This window comes from uncultured Bacteroides sp. (genome assembly GCF_902491285.1).
In the GTDB taxonomy this organism is placed as follows: domain Bacteria; phylum Bacteroidota; class Bacteroidia; order Bacteroidales; family Bacteroidaceae; genus Bacteroides.
In genome coordinates, this window is record NZ_CABUHK010000050.1 from 1 (window position 1) to 15,445 (window position 15,445).

Annotated in this window: 15 protein-coding genes, 2 tRNA genes and 1 pseudogene; 14 read left to right on the forward strand and 4 right to left on the reverse strand. The window is 41.8% G+C overall.

Annotation, left to right across the window (positions count from 1 at the left end; all coding sequences use genetic code 11):
- Positions 1 to 351 precede the first annotated feature (351 nt).
- From RDN93_RS13470 to RDN93_RS13535, 14 genes and pseudogenes are all read left to right on the forward strand, one after another.
- A complete protein-coding gene (locus tag RDN93_RS13470; RefSeq protein ID WP_308746009.1) occupies positions 352 to 867 on the forward strand; it encodes an outer membrane beta-barrel protein in 516 nt (171 codons plus the stop codon).
- Between the two features lie 244 nt (positions 868 to 1,111).
- Complete coding sequence (locus tag RDN93_RS13475; RefSeq protein ID WP_308746010.1) at positions 1,112 to 2,245, forward strand: OmpA family protein; 1,134 nt, start codon at positions 1,112 to 1,114, stop codon at positions 2,243 to 2,245.
- A gap of 194 nt (positions 2,246 to 2,439) precedes the next feature.
- A complete protein-coding gene (locus RDN93_RS13480) occupies positions 2,440 to 3,513 on the forward strand; it encodes an STM4015 family protein (RefSeq protein ID WP_308746011.1) in 1,074 nt (357 codons plus the stop codon).
- Between the two features lie 5 nt (positions 3,514 to 3,518).
- The gene (locus RDN93_RS13485) at positions 3,519 to 4,529 is read left to right on the forward strand and encodes an STM4014 family protein (protein WP_308746012.1); all 1,011 of its coding nucleotides are present in this window, start codon (positions 3,519 to 3,521) and stop codon (positions 4,527 to 4,529) included.
- Positions 4,516 to 5,370, forward strand: a complete 855-nt coding sequence (locus tag RDN93_RS13490; RefSeq protein ID WP_308746023.1) for an STM4013/SEN3800 family hydrolase — start codon at positions 4,516 to 4,518, stop codon at positions 5,368 to 5,370. Before RDN93_RS13485 ends, RDN93_RS13490 begins: the two co-directional genes overlap by 14 nt.
- The gene (locus RDN93_RS13495; RefSeq protein ID WP_308746013.1) at positions 5,367 to 6,641 is read left to right on the forward strand and encodes an STM4012 family radical SAM protein; all 1,275 of its coding nucleotides are present in this window, start codon (positions 5,367 to 5,369) and stop codon (positions 6,639 to 6,641) included. Before RDN93_RS13490 ends, RDN93_RS13495 begins: the two co-directional genes overlap by 4 nt.
- A gap of 33 nt (positions 6,642 to 6,674) precedes the next feature.
- Positions 6,675 to 8,204: an STM4011 family radical SAM protein gene (locus RDN93_RS13500; protein ID WP_308746024.1), complete on the forward strand. Its 1,530-nt coding sequence runs from the start codon at positions 6,675 to 6,677 to the stop codon at positions 8,202 to 8,204.
- Between the two features lie 39 nt (positions 8,205 to 8,243).
- Positions 8,244 to 8,402 carry a hypothetical protein gene (locus RDN93_RS13505; protein ID WP_308746014.1) on the forward strand — a complete coding sequence of 53 codons (159 nt, stop codon included), beginning with the start codon at positions 8,244 to 8,246 and terminating at the stop codon, positions 8,400 to 8,402.
- Positions 8,389 to 8,484: pseudogene (locus RDN93_RS13510) on the forward strand (QacE family quaternary ammonium compound efflux SMR transporter); the annotation flags it as partial. The gene RDN93_RS13505 and the pseudogene RDN93_RS13510, both read left to right, overlap by 14 nt.
- A gap of 229 nt (positions 8,485 to 8,713) precedes the next feature.
- Positions 8,714 to 10,045, forward strand: a complete 1,332-nt coding sequence (locus tag RDN93_RS13515) for an MATE family efflux transporter (protein ID WP_308746015.1) — start codon at positions 8,714 to 8,716, stop codon at positions 10,043 to 10,045.
- Positions 10,046 to 10,144: 99 nt separating this feature from the next.
- Positions 10,145 to 11,023: an AraC family transcriptional regulator gene (locus tag RDN93_RS13520; protein WP_308746016.1), complete on the forward strand. Its 879-nt coding sequence runs from the start codon at positions 10,145 to 10,147 to the stop codon at positions 11,021 to 11,023.
- Positions 11,024 to 11,114: 91 nt separating this feature from the next.
- Complete coding sequence (locus RDN93_RS13525; RefSeq protein ID WP_308746017.1) at positions 11,115 to 11,534, forward strand: pyridoxamine 5'-phosphate oxidase family protein; 420 nt, start codon at positions 11,115 to 11,117, stop codon at positions 11,532 to 11,534.
- A 337-nt stretch (positions 11,535 to 11,871) separates the two neighbouring features.
- A complete protein-coding gene (locus RDN93_RS13530) occupies positions 11,872 to 12,918 on the forward strand; it encodes an alpha/beta hydrolase (RefSeq protein WP_308746018.1) in 1,047 nt (348 codons plus the stop codon).
- Positions 12,919 to 13,004: 86 nt separating this feature from the next.
- Positions 13,005 to 13,697 carry a flavodoxin gene (locus tag RDN93_RS13535; protein ID WP_308746019.1) on the forward strand — a complete coding sequence of 231 codons (693 nt, stop codon included), beginning with the start codon at positions 13,005 to 13,007 and terminating at the stop codon, positions 13,695 to 13,697.
- Between the two features lie 69 nt (positions 13,698 to 13,766).
- Here the strand turns inward: RDN93_RS13535 and RDN93_RS13540 are convergent, their stop codons facing one another.
- The 4 genes from RDN93_RS13540 to RDN93_RS13555 form a co-directional block, all read right to left on the reverse strand.
- Entirely contained in the window at positions 13,767 to 14,225 is a 459-nt protein-coding gene (locus RDN93_RS13540; protein WP_308746020.1) for a hypothetical protein, read from the reverse strand.
- Positions 14,226 to 14,247: 22 nt separating this feature from the next.
- Positions 14,248 to 14,844, reverse strand: a complete 597-nt coding sequence (locus RDN93_RS13545) for a type 1 glutamine amidotransferase family protein (RefSeq protein WP_308746021.1) — start codon at positions 14,842 to 14,844, stop codon at positions 14,248 to 14,250.
- Between the two features lie 155 nt (positions 14,845 to 14,999).
- A tRNA-Asp gene (locus RDN93_RS13550) sits at positions 15,000 to 15,073 on the reverse strand.
- 52 nt (positions 15,074 to 15,125) lie between these two features.
- Positions 15,126 to 15,199, reverse strand: a tRNA-Asp gene (locus RDN93_RS13555).
- Positions 15,200 to 15,445 lie beyond the last annotated feature (246 nt).

Consider the following 15,445-nt stretch of genomic DNA (forward strand, 5'->3'; position numbering starts at 1 on the left):
ATCAGCGTTCGAGCCATACTGTATCGCGTTTTCTGAGTTTTATCGGACAGCAATATATTGAAATAATGATTGTATTCAATAGATACAGTTCGTGAAATGGATTATTTCTCTTAGAGAGGAAGTGTGTTTCCTTATTTTTCTTGTATCTATTTTGTGTGAGAATTATGTACTATATCCATTGTTTTGCCAAAGGTCTATTCTTTAGATTTTTCAAATATTAAATTGATGTTAATTCCGTTTTCGGACTGCGAACTAATTTTTTATAAGGTATGTTGTTTAAGATGAATAGCAATATTAAATATACATATTCTATTTGAAGTAAAATATGTTACTAACTAAAATACCTTGATTATGAAGAAGTTATTATTATTAGTTGTGGTTGCTCTTACAGCCTTCGGAGTGAATGCGCAGACGAAAAAAGGAGAAAGTTCATTGTTGGGAAGTGTGGGCTATCAAACCAATTATGAAAGATTTGGTTTGCAGGCACAAGGACGTTATGTGATTGCCAATAATCTTCGGATAGCTCCCGAACTTACATTTTTCTTTCCAAAGGATAAGGTGACGGGATTGGATGTGAACATCAACTTCCATTATGTATTCAACTTTAGTAAAGACGGGCAGGGATTTTCCGTTTATCCTCTTGCAGGAATTGGTATGCAGAATAATTTTTATGGGAAGCAGACTGTCGAAGTTGCCGGTCAAACTACCAAGGTAGATAGAGACAATACCACCAAATTTGCCTTTAATCTCGGAGGTGGTATATCATTGCCCCTGTCGGAGCATAGTTTCTTAAATGCAGAAGCGAGGTTTATGTTTGCCGATGCTGATAATGTTATTATTATGTTAGGTTACGGTTATAAATTCTGATTCTTGTATTATGTCGGATACTATTCTTTAGTCCGGTATAACGCTATTCTGGTAGCAGAACCCGAACAACGGGTTGGCAGAGTGAATAGTTGTTAATTAGCTTACAAGCATGTGAACTAATTTTTTATACGATATGTTGTTTAGTGTGAATAACAAACTTAATTATGAACTAAAAAGTTAGACATGGAACACATAAAAACATTTCTAATTATTTAGCATGCAAAACATTACAGTTTTAAAAAAAATGATTATGAAAAAATCTATTATTTTATTAGCTTTTGTATTGGGTGCATTTACTGCAAATGCCCAATCAGTAGTAGAAGGTACGAAGTTTACAGACAACTGGTCTGTTGAAGTAAATGCAGGAGCAATCACTCCTCTCACTCACAGCGCTTTCTTTAAGAGTATGCGTCCTGCTTTCGGAGTTGGATTCTCAAAACAATTAACTCCTATTTTCGGCTTGGGATTCCAGGGAATGGGATATATCAATACTACTCCGAGTAAAACGGCTTTCGATGCTTCGGATGTCAGCTTGTTGGGTAAAGTCAATTTGATGAACTTGTTCGCAAGTTATCAAGGTCAGCCTCGTTTGTTTGAGGTAGAGGCGGTAGCCGGAATGGGGTGGTTGCATTATTATGTAAATGGTGACGGTGACGAAAATTCATGGTCTACCCGTTTCGGATTGAATTTCAATTTCAATCTTGGTGAGTCGAAAGCATGGACATTGGGAATCAAACCAGCTATTGTATATGATATGCAAGGTGATTATAACGATGCGAAGAGCCGTTTCAATGCCAATAATGCAGCTTTCGAGTTGACAGCAGGATTGACTTACCACTTTAAGACAAGTAACGGAACTCACCATTTTGCTAAAGTGAAAGTTTACAATCAGGCAGAAATCGATGGTCTGAACTCTTCAATCAATGCTCTTCGTTCTGAAGTGAACAATAAGGATGGCGAATTGAACACTGCCAACCGGCAAATCAACGGCTTGCAGAAAGATCTGGAAGAATGTCGTACAAAGGTAGTTCCTGTTGAAACAGTAGTCAAGACTGCCCGCGTTCCGGAATCTATCATTACTTTCAGACAAGGGCGTTCATCTGTGGATGCATCACAGTTGCCGAATGTGGAGCGTGTAGCTTCTTACATGAAGAAATATCCTGATGCAAAAGTGATTATCAAGGGATACGCTTCTCCGGAAGGTAGTGTGGAAGTCAACGCTAGAATAGCTGCCGCACGTGCAGAAGCTGTCAAGACTATCTTGGTCAACAAATACAAGATTAATGCTTCCCGTATCACTGCTGAAGGTCAGGGTGTAGGGGACATGTTTACTGAACCGGATTGGAACCGTGTGAGTATATGTACTATTGAAGATTAATACAGAAGTATAAAAACAGAATAAGCAAGGGCTGCTCCGAAAAAACGGGGTAGCCCTTCTTATGTTTATTTGTCTGTTTGGAAAGTTTAGTATGCGATTGCTTTGTACGTGGTGGAAAATAATTATTTTTGCAGATGTCGTTCATGCGTTGTGGCACTTTGAATGGGCAAATATCAACTATTAAAAACTGTATTATGAAAAGAGTATTCGTATTTCAAGACTTTAAGTCACAGAAATTTTGGAGTATAGATGTAGCCGGAACAGACGTAACCGTTAATTATGGCAAACTGGGAACAGACGGCCAGACACAAGTAAAAAACTACTCGACCGCTGAAGAAGCTGAAAAAGCTGCCAATAAACTTATTGCGGAGAAAACAAAGAAAGGCTATGTGGAAACAGCAGAAGAAACTGCACGTGAGATGAAAGTTGAAGCCAAAAAATATACTTTGAGTTATGATGAATACGAAAACGATGTTCATCTATTGGATAAAATCCTGAAAGACAAACATCTGCCTGAGTATAAGCAAATCACTATCGGTTGCTGGGACTATGAAGGTGAAGATTGTTCCGCTTTACTAAAGGGAATACTCGAGAATAAAGATAAGTTTGCACAAATCGAAGGCTTGTTTTGGGGGGATATCGACCAGGAAGAACAGGAGATATCCTGGATTGAACAGGCAGACCTCAGCCCGTTGCTCGATGCCATGCCCAAATTGAAAGACTTGAAAATAAAAGGAACGAATAACCTGCGCCTGGGACAAACTTCACGTCCAGAGTTGCGTTCACTGGAGATTATCAGTGGCGGTCTTCCTACGGAAGTTGTAGAGGATATAATAGCGTCCGATTTTCCGAATTTGGAAAAACTGGTTCTGTATGTCGGTGTGGAAGATTACGGCTTTGAAGCTGATATTGAGATATTCCGCCCGCTTTTCTCCAAGGCGCGTTTTCCGAAACTGACTTATCTGGGTATTGTTAACTCGGAAGAACAAGATGAGATTGTAAGAATGTTCTTGGAGTCGGATATCCTTCCTCAGTTGGAGACAATGGATATTTCGGCAGGCGTCCTCAAAGATGAAGGTGCCCAACTCTTGCTGGACAATATGGATAAGATTGCCCATTTGAAGTTCATCAATATGCGTTATAATTATTTGAGCAAGGGTATGAAGAAGAAATTGCAGGAACTTCCCATGAAAATAGATATTGCCGAAACGGAGGAAGCTGATGAGTACGACGGTGAACTGTGGTATTGCCCGATGATTACGGAGTAGGGGGAATGCAGATAATTGTTGTCAGCAACTCTCCGTCCAAACGTATCGAATACTTTGTCGAAGCCGGCAAAGGCTTACAGACGGAAGTCCGCTTTATGACTTATGAAGAATTGTTCAACTGTCTGTCGTCATTGCGGCAGGCGGTTGTCAAACTGGAACCGTGGGTAAGCCGCGAAACGGATTTTCTGAAATATGCCTTGTTGAATGAAGAATACAAAGCAGTATTACAACGGCTGGACAAGATAACATTGCCTGATGATGTGCATTTTTTTAATCCGCCTCATGCATTATTGCAGGCTCTTGATAAAAAGGAAACCAAACAGATTTTATCAGCCAATGATCTGAGTGTGACTCCGATGCTGGCTGTTCCACATTCTTTCGATGAACTGCTGCAAACACTTTCTGATTTCGGCAGGGGGTGTTTTTTAAAACCCCGTTATGGTTCGGGAGCAGGCGGCATTATGGCAATCCGTTATCAGCCGTGCCAGAAGAAATGGGTGGTTTATACTACCTTGCAGGAGGTGGACGGAATTATCCATAATACAAAACGTATTCATCGTCTGACTAAGGAGAAAGATATTCTTCCATTAGCAGAAGCGGTGATGTATACCGGGGCTATTTTGGAAGAATGGATACCTAAAGAGCAGTTGCAGGGAGAAAATTATGATCTTCGGGTAGTATGCGGAGAGGCAGAGGTTGATTATGTGGTAGTCAGATGTAGCAAAGGGAGTATCACCAATCTGCACCTGAACAACAACGCACGCCTATGGAGCGAACTTTCTTTGCCGGAAGATGTCCGGCAACGGATTTACCTCTTATGCAGGAAAACCGTCCGAACACTGGATTTGCAGTATGCCGGAGTGGATGTATTGATAGAAAGAGGTACGGACACTCCTTACATCATTGAAGCCAACGGACAAGGCGACCACATTTATCAGGATATGTACGCTCACAATTCTATTTATACCCGACAGATAAGAACAATAAAAAAGAAATATGACCATGCAGATAGATGAACTGCCCGCTGGAGAACAAAACCAGTGTCCTGATATGGATATGAACCGGGTGGTAGGGACACATGATATACTTATGCTTTGCTTCGATACGTTGCGCTACGATGTGAGTAAAGCGGAAGAAGCTGCCGGAGGGACACCGGTTCTGAACAGTCACGGTGGTTTGTGGGAGAAAAGGCATGCGCCGGGAAATTTTACTTATCCCTCTCATTTTGCCATTTTTGCAGGCTTTCTTCCTTCACCGGCAGAGCCTCATTCCTTGCGTAGCCGTAAATGGCTGTTTTTCCCTGTGCAGGCAGGGACGGGGCGTATCCCGCCCAAAGGCAGTTATCCGTTTACGGAAGCTACTTTCGTGCAGAGCCTTGCCAATAAGGGATATGAGACAATCTGCATAGGCGGCGTGAATTTCTTCAGCAAACGCAATGAACTGGGACGTGTGTTTCCCGGTTATTTTACGAAAAGTTACTGGCTGCCGATCTTTGGCTGTACGGCTCCTGACAGTACGGAGAAGCAGATTGATTTTGCCTTGAAGAAACTGGAGAATTACTCTGCGGACAAACGTATATTCATGTATATCAACTTTTCCGCTATCCATTACCCGAACTGTCACTATGTGAAAGGCAAAACGAAAGACGATAAGGAATCCCACGCGGCGGCATTGAGGTATATCGACAGCCAGTTGCCCCGCTTGTTTGAGGCTTTTCAGAAACGTGCCGACACGCTGGTGATTGCCCTTTCCGACCACGGAACCTGCTACGGTGAAGACGGCTACGAATATCATTGCATATCCCACGAAACGGTCTACACGGTTCCTTATAAACATTTTATCCTGACGAAACAATGAATCAACCGCTATCACGATATGTAGGCTATATGTATAGCTATCCGCATAAAACGGCGTATCGCCCTTTTCCTGCTCCGGTTTCACTGCTCCCATATCTGGAACGATTGGAGGGCAGAAAGGCGGCGCTCTATTTTCATATTCCTTTCTGCAGCCATAAATGCGGATATTGCAACTTATTCTCTCTGCAAACGAACCGTACCGAATATATCGCCACTTATCTGGACGCCCTTCACAAACAGGCGCAACAACTTTCACCATTCACTGGCGGACTGGCGTTCAATAGCTTTGCCATTGGCGGCGGTACTCCGTTGCTGCTGACTGTCCCGCAACTGGAACAGCTAATGGCTACTGCCGCTTTGTTCGGTGTGAATCCGTCTCATGCCTTTACTTCCGTAGAGACTTCACCGGAATACGCAGACCGTTCGCGACTCAATGTTTTGAGGCAGGCGGGAGTAGCTCGCGTAAGTATCGGCATACAGAGTTTTCAAAATGAAGAACTGAAAGCTATCAAAAGGCGTCCCCGGCAAAACGCTATTTATCAAGCGTTGGAAAGCATTCGTCAAATGGATTTTCCCTATTTCAATATCGACTTGATTTATGGCATTAAGGGACAGACGGTAGAAAGTTTCCTCTATTCACTGGAAGAAGCGCTCCGGTTCCAGCCGAACGAACTGTTTATTTATCCGCTATATGTGCGTCAGGGTACGGGCATTACCGAACGGGAACCGGATGATGTTTGTTTTCGAATGTATCGTGCCGCCTGCGAGTTATTGCAAGCAAAAGGCTTCTTGCAAACATCCATGCGGCGTTTTATTCACCATCCGTCCACTGACGCGGAAGTTTCATGTGGTGATGAAGTAATGCTTTCGTGCGGTTCGGGCGGACGCAGTTATTTGGGAGATTTGCACTATGCCACCCGATATACAGTCTGCCAACAATGTATTGCCCGCGAAATAGACGAATATATGGCAACCTTTGATTTCACCGTAGCTCGGAACGGATTTATCCTTTCCGTAAAGGAACAACAACAGCGTTTCATCATCAAGAACCTGATGTACTATATGGGGATTGACAAGACTGAATATACTCGGCGTTTTGGGGAACCGCTTGACAGGATTCCGTTGTTCCACCAACTGGCGAAACGGCACTGGATAGAGGAAACCCCTGAACGTATCCGGCTGACTTCCGAAGGGCTAGGCTATTCTGATTATATCGGTCAGCTATTTATCACTCCGGGAATCAGGCAGCTAATGGATACTTATTCCTACTGAATGAAGATCGAGTGAAATTAGAATGAAATGGCAATGGCAAACGAAGGCTCTTTATTTTCCGTCCGACGTATATACTATCGAGGCAAACTGAATAGTTGTAACTATGCTTGTTCTTATTGCCCCTTCGGCAAGAAGTCTCATCCTGCATCTACGATGCAGGACAAGCAGGCATGGAACCGTTTTATTACCGCTATTGAACAATGGGAAGGAGAGTCTTTGCAACTATTTATCATTCCCTACGGGGAAGCACTCATACATCGCTATTACAGGGAAGGAATAATGCGGCTTGCCGCATTGCCGCAAGTTGCTGGAATTTCTTGTCAGACTAACCTGTCTTTTCCTGCCGACGAATGGCTGGACGAACTCCAGGCAACTCCGTCGTTGAGGGGTAAGATAAAGGTTTGGGCTAGCTTTCATCCGGAAATGACTTCGGTAGAGAGATTTGTCCGGCAACTTCATATACTCCATAATGTGGGAATACAGGTCTGTGCCGGAGCTGTCGGCAATCCGTCGGCAAAAAAACTACTTGCTGATTTGCGAAATGCCCTTTTACCGGATATTTATCTGTTTATTAACGCCATGCAGGGACTGAAATCCCCGTTGAGTGATGAAGATATTCGTTTTTTTACTCAATTGGATAATCTTTTCGAGTATGATTTGCGAAACGCTCCGGCTCAATGGGAGAAATGTTCAGGGGGAAGAAGTGCTTGCTTCATCGACTGGAAAGGGGATATCTTTGCCTGTCCTAGGAGTAAGGTGAAGATAGGCAATTTTTATCAGAGTCAAAAGCTGGATACCTCACTTTCTTGTCAGAGGAAAGTTTGTGATTGTTACATTGCTTTCAGTAATCTGACTAATCATCCTTTGCATTCTATAATGGGCAAAGGTACATTTTGGCGGATACCGGATAAGCCCTTGATTACTGCCGTTTTTTTCGATGTGGACGGAACATTGACCGATGCACAAGGAAAAGTTCCGGAAAACTATGCCAATGTCTTACACTATATGGCGCAATCTGTCCCATTATATCTGGCTACTTCTTTATCAGTGGAACAGGCGCGGAGAAAATTAGGTAAGACTCTTTTCAGTTTGTTCAAAGGTGGGGCATTTGCAGACGGTGGATTATTGTTGTATGACGGGCGGAACCGATGTTTATCGGTTGAATTACTACCGGATGTAAACGGGGAATCCGCAAAGATAACGGCGCATAGCTATGAAGGCCAAGTCTATAAGTATAGCATGCTGGTTTATGAGAAAGAACAGAGGGAGAACATTCTTTCCCGATTGAAAGCAAAACCTTATCAGGTATTTTATAAGCCACCCCTTATCACAGTTGTACATAAGGAAGCCGGCAAAAAGAAAGGAGTACTCCATATATGTAAAGTTTTAGCTTTCCCTCTAGAGCAAGTATTGATTGTTGGCAACTCGCAGAAAGATTGGGAAATGATGTCGGCAGTATCTCATTCTTGTGCAGTGATGAATTCCGAACCGTTTTTGAAAGACCATGCCCGCTACACGTTGAATCCCGACCGCCTGCCTACTTTCTTCCGTTTTAGGAAATAGAAAAGCGGATAAAGTATACCAATTTAAATAAAAGAATCTATGGATATGGACATCTATGACATCATTGACAATATCTATAAACTGCCGCTTACATCCAAGGAAACCTTGCTGAATGAAGTGACGGAAGTAACCTATCCTAAAGGGTTTCACCTGTTTCTGGCAAACCGTAAAAATTCCAAATTCTATCTTCTTCTTTAAAGAACCTGCAAGTGCGGGGCGGTTGTTCTTTATCTTCACACTGATTTGCTCCATTATCGGGTTGAAATTGGTATCACATTGATATCCGATTGTATCATAAAAACAATAAAATTCAGCTATAATTTGGTAGTTATGAAAACAAAGCCCATATTTGCAGCCCGAAAATAGGGACAGGCATAAAAATCCTCATCGGAGGGTGCTATAATAGATAATTATAGTGCTGGATAAGATGAATGGTGTAAATCATTCGCTTGTCCGGCACTTTTTTTATTGTAACAATTTAAGATAAGAGGTAAAGTATCGAAGAAACTATGAAAGAGTTGAATTTGACACAGGGGAGCGTTCCGAAAGTATTGCTGCAATTTGCAGTACCTTTCCTTATTGCCAACGTGCTTCAGGCACTTTATGGCGGGGCGGACTTGTTTGTAGTGGGGCAATATGATGATTCTGCCAGTGTGGCGGCTGTGGCTATCGGTAGCCAAGTGATGCAGACGATTACCGGCATCATTCTTGGCATTACGACGGGGACAACCGTGCTGATTGCTATTGCCACCGGAGCAAAAGATAACCGGAAGGTAGCGTTTACAATCGGTTCTTCTGTATGGCTGTTTTCAATCGTAGGAGTGTTGCTGACTTTGGTCATGGTCGTGTTTCACGGGCAGATAGCCGAACTGATGCATACCCCTACGGAAGCAATGGCCGATACGAAAAGTTATATCCTGGTATGCTCGGCTGGTATTTTATTCATTATAGGATATAATGTTGTATGTGGCATCCTGCGTGGATTGGGCGACTCCAAGACGCCACTTTATTTTGTAGGATTGGCGTGTGTGATTAATATTGTCCTCGACTTTATCTTGGTCGGTTATTTCCATTTGGGGGCTACGGGAGCCGCATTGGCTACCATATCAGCCCAGGGAGGTAGCTTTGTCATCGCGTTGGGGTTCTTACATCGGCATGGATTCCATTTCGAGTTTACACGGAAAGATATCCGGTTGAACAAGAACTTGTCCAAAAAGATAATGGCACTGGGAGCGCCTATTGCATTACAGGATGCGTTAATCAATATTTCATTCTTGATTATAACGGTCATTGTCAATCAAATGGGAGTTATCGCGTCAGCGTCTTTAGGTGTTGTAGAGAAAATCATCGTCTTTGCGATGCTTCCGCCAATGGCTATATCATCGGCAGTGGCGACCATGACGGCACAGAATTACGGTGCGGGACTGATACAGCGGATGAATAAATGCTTGGTTTCGGGCATTGGAATTGCCCTTGTTTTCGGTGTATCGGTTTGTGTGTATTCGCAATTCCTGCCGGAGACGCTTACCGCATTCTTCTCCAAGGATGCGGCGGTGGTAACAATGGCGGCGGATTATTTGCGGGGGTATAGTATCGACTGTATCATTGTAAGTTTTGTGTTCTGTATCAATTCTTACTTCAGCGGACAGGGAAATTCATTGTTCCCGATGATTCACAGTCTGATAGCGACCTTCCTGTTCCGTATTCCGTTGTCGTACTGCTTCAGCCGGATAGACAGTTCCTCGCTGTTCCTCATGGGCTTTGCTCCGCCCTTGTCGACGGTGGTTTCGTTGCTGATTTGTATTTGGTATTTGCGATATAACCAAAAGAGAATGTCCTAGAGATATTTCTTATCAAATAGTCTATTGTTGTTTTCGTTTCTCTCTAAAGTGGAAAAGCTTTGGAATATTTGATAAGGAATATTATTTTTGTACTCCATAATGAAGAACTCGATTCCCCGATATACTTTCCATAAGAATAAATATGGCAGTGAACTTTTGATTGATGTCGTAGAACTGAAATATGTGAAGAAGTTCTTGGCAGCAAGTCCTGTTCATACGCTGACTTATTATGATATTACTTTTATAACGGAAGGAGAGGGGAGCTTTTCTATTGACAACCGTACTTATGAGGCTTTTCCTCAAGATGTGTTTTTCTCTAAAGCGGGAGAGATTCGGAACTGGGATACACATCATATATCAAACGGATACGCCTTGATTTTTGAAGATGAGTTTTTATCGTCTCTCTTTAGAGATTCCATGTTTGTCCGGCATCTTGCGTTTTTCAAACCGGGAAAATCAGCCAAGTTGCATCTCTCGGACGAACTTTATACACGTGTCCTTCAAGTCTTGCACAATATTAAAATGGAGATTGACTCTTACAAACAGAATGATGTGCATGTTTTGAGGGCATTGCTTTATGAAGTTCTGATGCTGTTGGAACGGGCTTATCAGAAAGCTGTTTTGAATGAGGAAATCACCATAGATAAAGAAATCAATAATATCCATATAGACAGATTCATCCATTTGGTCGGAGCTCATTTGAAGGAACAACATTCTGTTCAGTTTTACGCGGATAAACTTTGTATCACTCCCAATTACCTGAATGAAATCATTACTTCGGTAATGGGACTTAGTGCGAAGCGATACATCCAGAATCAAGTGATAGATGAGGCAAAGAAATTGCTGGCCTATACAGACGTTCCGATATCGGACATTGCGTTTGAACTTCATTTCTCAACGGTTTCTTATTTTATCCGTTGCTTCCGGCAACATACGGGGGAAACACCTTTACTTTTCCGTAAGAAGTATAAACCGTGAAAAGTACTATTTCTCCCTTTCTTTTTATTGCACCGGCTCTACTCAATATCCTTACTTTTGCATCATTAATAACCAATTAAACTGTAAAAAGATGAGAGACGCAGAAAAAACGGTAGGAAACATGATTGATAAGCAGAAAACAGCTTTTATCGGTTCCATAGACAGCGAAGGATTTCCCAATATTAAAGCTATGTTGCAACCTCGTAAACGGGAAGGGATAAAAACGATTTATCTGACTACGAATACTTCATCAATGCGTGTTACGCAATACCGGGAAAACAGTCATGCCTGCATTTATTTTTGTGATAACCGCTTCTTCAGGGGAGTCATGTTGTGCGGCACCATGGAAGTGCTGACCGACAGTGGCAGTAAAGAAATGATTTGGCAGGAAGGCGATACAATGTATTATCCCGAAGGAGTCACCGACCCCGACTATTGTGTATTGAAATTTACGGCAACTTCCGGAAGGTTTTATAGTAACTTCAAGTCTGAAAGTTTTGTTGTAGAATAGAACTTATAATATATAGAATAGAGATACTTACTTGCACAGATAGAGGAAGAAATTTTCTTCCTCTATCCGACTTGCTGCCGGTATTCATTGGGAGTTGTGCCTACTACCTTTTGCTTTGTTACAAAGTTAATGATTTTATGTGATAAATAAGCATGGTATGTCTTAGAAACTGTAATTCAGGTTGGTTAATCCGTAATCTGTGTTAGTCGTCTGATAGATAGCTTTATACAATCAGTAAAATGTGTTAGCATATCAGTAATCCGTCTATTGCCTTGTCCGGAAAATCTTCCCAACTTTGCATTATCGAAAATTAATATTCAGACTAAAAGAAACCATTATGAAGAAATATTTAACTCTCAATTTTGTTGTTATGATGATACTAACTCAAGGTATTGCGGCTCTCTCCGCACAGAACAATCCTTTCGGGCTGGTTTATGAGAATGCACTCAAAGAAAATATCGAAGGTAAGGTGAATATCCATCCTGTCACTTATCAATTACATGAAATAGATATCGCAGCGAATGTATATGTGCCTGCTGATTATAATCCTGCAAAGAAATATGCGGCAATAGTTGTGGCGCATCCCAATGGAGGAGTAAAGGAACAGGTTGCCGGTCTTTATGCGCAGCGTTTGGCAGAGAATGGATATATCACCCTGGTGGCGGATGCTTCTTTTCAGGGAGCAAGTGGCGGAGAACCGCGCAATACGGATAAGCCTGCCTGCCGTATTGAAGATATTTATGGCATGATTGATTATATTACTCATTATCCGGGTGTTGATACGGAGCGGGTCGGTATTCTCGGAATCTGTGGCGGTGGCGGATACACTTTAAAAGCCGCTCAATCAGACAAACGTTTAAAGGCGGTAGCTACTTTGAGTATGTTTAATTCCGGCAAAGTCAGAAGAGAAGGTTTTATGGGTTCTCAGATTTCTACCATTCAGGAAAGGCTGAAACAGGCAACAGACGCCCGTGCGCAAGAAATGGCAGGTGGTAAAATTTTATATACAGGAGAATCCAACTTGACCGATGAACAAATAGCCCAACTGCCGTTCGATTTATACCGTGAAGGATTTATCTATTATGGCAAAACTCATGCTCATCCGAATTCCACTTTCAGATATACGGTCAGCAGCTTGCTTGACTTGATGACATGGGACGCTACTTCTAACGTTGACTTGATAAACCAGCCATTGCTCATGTTGGCAGGCAGCAAAGCCGATACTTTCTATATGACTGATGAAGCCTTCCAAAAAGCAACCGGAACTGCGGACAAGGAATTATTCCTGATACCCGGGGCTACTCATATCCAGACTTACTATGTTCCCGAATATGTAGACATGGCAGTGAATAAATTGGTGGAGTTTTTTGGAAAAAGACTGTAGTCGCTTTATCGGGTCAATGGCTTGAAGATTAGTTTGATGTCGTGATATTCAATGTAGTATTTCTTATCCTTAATAATATTCAGATAATGAGAAAAATTTATTTATCATTCGTAACTTTAGCAGCGCTGGCTTGTGGCTTTGTTGTTTATGCTAACGCAATAGCAGTTAATCATTTGGCGGAAATGCCTGAAGTAGAGTCAACAACAGTCAATGCAAGTATAGCACCGACTAAAGGCAAGGTGCTTGTTGTTTACTTCACTTCGCCCGAAACAGATGGCGTAGATACCTCATCCGGTGCCAGCCGTCTTGTATCGAACGGTAAACTTTATGGCAATACCGAATATGTAGCTACCCTCATCAGCGAAGAGACGGGCGGCGACCTATTTCAGATTAAGACCGCGCATGCTTATCCGGGTACACATAAGGAATTAATAGATGCTGCCAAAAAGGAAGTTGACTCGAAAGCCCGTCCGAAATTGGCAACACACATCAAGAATCTTGCCGACTATGATATTGTATTTATAGGCTTTCCGAATTGGTGGTATGATATGCCAATGGCACTCTATTCGTTCTTCGATGAATATGACTTTACTGGTAAAACCCTTATACCATTCTGTACACATGGTGGAAGCCGTTTTTCACAAGCGGAAAAGACCATTGCTTCATTGGAAAAGGGAGCCAAAATGCAGAAAGGGCTTGCTATTTCCCGTAATAATGTTTCCGACTCCGGAGAGTCCGTTTTGAAATGGTTGCGGGGTATGGGTATGACAAGTAAATGATATGTATAAGTAAAAGGCTTTGAATCCGGAACTCAAAGCCTTTTATTTGTAAATCTGTTCTTATTGGTTTTATCTGAACTTACTTTTTTCGTAGTTATACGGAATACTTGTACCTACAACCACATCTTCGATTTTTTCAAGAATCAACCAATCATCCATATTTCCTTGGTGTTCAAAGTCAAATGCCGGCTCAATCTTTTCCACATTGGAGAATCCTATCAGTATTAAACATTTCTTATGCCAACGTTCCTTCTGCTTATCTGTCAGATTAAGTTTTGGCTGGTTATGAGCAAGGATAGTGATAATCTCTTCTTCTGTCAGTTTCTGATAGTTTTCGACATGAGTTACCGTAGCTTTGGCTGAAATTTTCTTCGAGCCTTTCTGCATAAAATAGAGGATTTCACCTTCATTTACCCGACTGTGCGGGATTTTTCGTCCGGCAGCACCGCGAACCACCATTGTTTTACTGCCATCAAGTATTTTCTCCAATACTTTCGTTTTATCATCACAATATACCAAGTGCACCATGTTTAATTCTTTTAGATTAATTCTATTGTTCCGGACAGAATCCGTTTTTATAAAACAGATAACTTTCTTCTATCGCATCGGCTGTGTCGGCTTCTAATGCATATAATATTTCCCTGCAAAACTCCAATTGCCCGGTTCCGTTGGCAGTTACGATATTTCCGTCTCTTACAGCTTGTTTGTTGATGTAGTTGGAATCACCTGTATATTTATCTCCAGCATATTGTTTAAGATATCCGATTGTATTGCTGGTGTGTTTTACTTTATTAAGAAAACCATGCATACCAAGAAAAACGGAAGCATTGCATATTCCGGCAACTAATTTTTTCTCTTTGACGGCTTTTTCTACTAGTGGAACTATCAACTCAGCTTCAGGTGAGAACCAGCTCATGCCACCGACTAATACCAAACCGGCATAATCTTCCGGCATATCTTTTAGTCCGTAGTCGGGCAGCACTTTGAATCCGCCTATTGAACTAACGGGCTCTTTGGTTATCGATAAGGTTTTTACTTTATAAGTAATGGGGTTTCCGGGCTTGACTCCCTGATTCAGACAAGTAGCTATAAATGCACCTTCCCAATCGGCGAACTCATTTAAGATTACGAATATTACCTCTTTCATGATTTTGTTTTTTTTCGTGTACAAAGATAGTGTAATTCGGCTAATCCGCACCTAAAATGTCAATATTCTACATGGCAACTGCTCTTTTTGAAATATGAGAAAATAAAAAGGCTCTGTAATATTGGATTACAAAGCCTTTTATTTTTCTTAAGAAGCGGTGCGTACGGGACTCGAACCCGTGACCCCATGCGTGACAGGCATGTATTCTAACCAACTGAACTAACGCACCAAATTTTATTTAGACTAACTCTTTTTATTCTTTCCGCCTCTTCATTAAGAAGCGGTGCGTACGGGACTCGAACCCGTGACCCCATGCGTGACAGGCATGTATTCTAACCAACTGAACTAACGCACCAGAATTTCATTTTATTAATCTGCATCTCTCTCGATTGCGGGTGCAAAGGTAGTTGTTTTTTGTAAATCTGCAAGCGTTTTGAGAAAAGTTTTTTTCAAGAAAAAACGAGAAGAACGTTTAGTGCCTCATTTTGAGTACTTTTGTAATGAAAAAAAATATTGTTTTTTTCTTCTCTCAGGATAATGACGCTATCCGGTTGTCATAGTGACGCCATTATAATGAGATAGTGACGTTGTCCGAAGACAA

What these genes read in the sequence shown, in the direction of transcription:
- RDN93_RS13530 (WP_308746018.1), top strand. Translation starts at nt 11,872, where the DNA reads ATGAAGAAATATTTAACTCTCAATTTTGTTGTTATGATGATACTAACT.
- RDN93_RS13475 (WP_308746010.1), top strand. Translation starts at nt 1,112, where the DNA reads ATGATTATGAAAAAATCTATTATTTTATTAGCTTTTGTATTGGGTGCA.
- RDN93_RS13515 (WP_308746015.1), top strand. Translation starts at nt 8,714, where the DNA reads ATGAAAGAGTTGAATTTGACACAGGGGAGCGTTCCGAAAGTATTGCTG.
- RDN93_RS13535 (WP_308746019.1), top strand. Translation starts at nt 13,005, where the DNA reads ATGAGAAAAATTTATTTATCATTCGTAACTTTAGCAGCGCTGGCTTGT.
- RDN93_RS13545 (WP_308746021.1), bottom strand. Translation starts at nt 14,844, where the DNA reads ATGAAAGAGGTAATATTCGTAATCTTAAATGAGTTCGCCGATTGGGAA.
- RDN93_RS13490 (WP_308746023.1), top strand. Translation starts at nt 4,516, where the DNA reads ATGCAGATAGATGAACTGCCCGCTGGAGAACAAAACCAGTGTCCTGAT.
- RDN93_RS13500 (WP_308746024.1), top strand. Translation starts at nt 6,675, where the DNA reads ATGGCAAACGAAGGCTCTTTATTTTCCGTCCGACGTATATACTATCGA.
- RDN93_RS13505 (WP_308746014.1), top strand. Translation starts at nt 8,244, where the DNA reads ATGGATATGGACATCTATGACATCATTGACAATATCTATAAACTGCCG.
- RDN93_RS13485 (WP_308746012.1), top strand. Translation starts at nt 3,519, where the DNA reads ATGCAGATAATTGTTGTCAGCAACTCTCCGTCCAAACGTATCGAATAC.
- RDN93_RS13480 (WP_308746011.1), top strand. Translation starts at nt 2,440, where the DNA reads ATGAAAAGAGTATTCGTATTTCAAGACTTTAAGTCACAGAAATTTTGG.
- RDN93_RS13495 (WP_308746013.1), top strand. Translation starts at nt 5,367, where the DNA reads ATGAATCAACCGCTATCACGATATGTAGGCTATATGTATAGCTATCCG.
- RDN93_RS13520 (WP_308746016.1), top strand. Translation starts at nt 10,145, where the DNA reads ATGAAGAACTCGATTCCCCGATATACTTTCCATAAGAATAAATATGGC.
- RDN93_RS13525 (WP_308746017.1), top strand. Translation starts at nt 11,115, where the DNA reads ATGAGAGACGCAGAAAAAACGGTAGGAAACATGATTGATAAGCAGAAA.
- RDN93_RS13470 (WP_308746009.1), top strand. Translation starts at nt 352, where the DNA reads ATGAAGAAGTTATTATTATTAGTTGTGGTTGCTCTTACAGCCTTCGGA.
- RDN93_RS13540 (WP_308746020.1), bottom strand. Translation starts at nt 14,225, where the DNA reads ATGGTGCACTTGGTATATTGTGATGATAAAACGAAAGTATTGGAGAAA.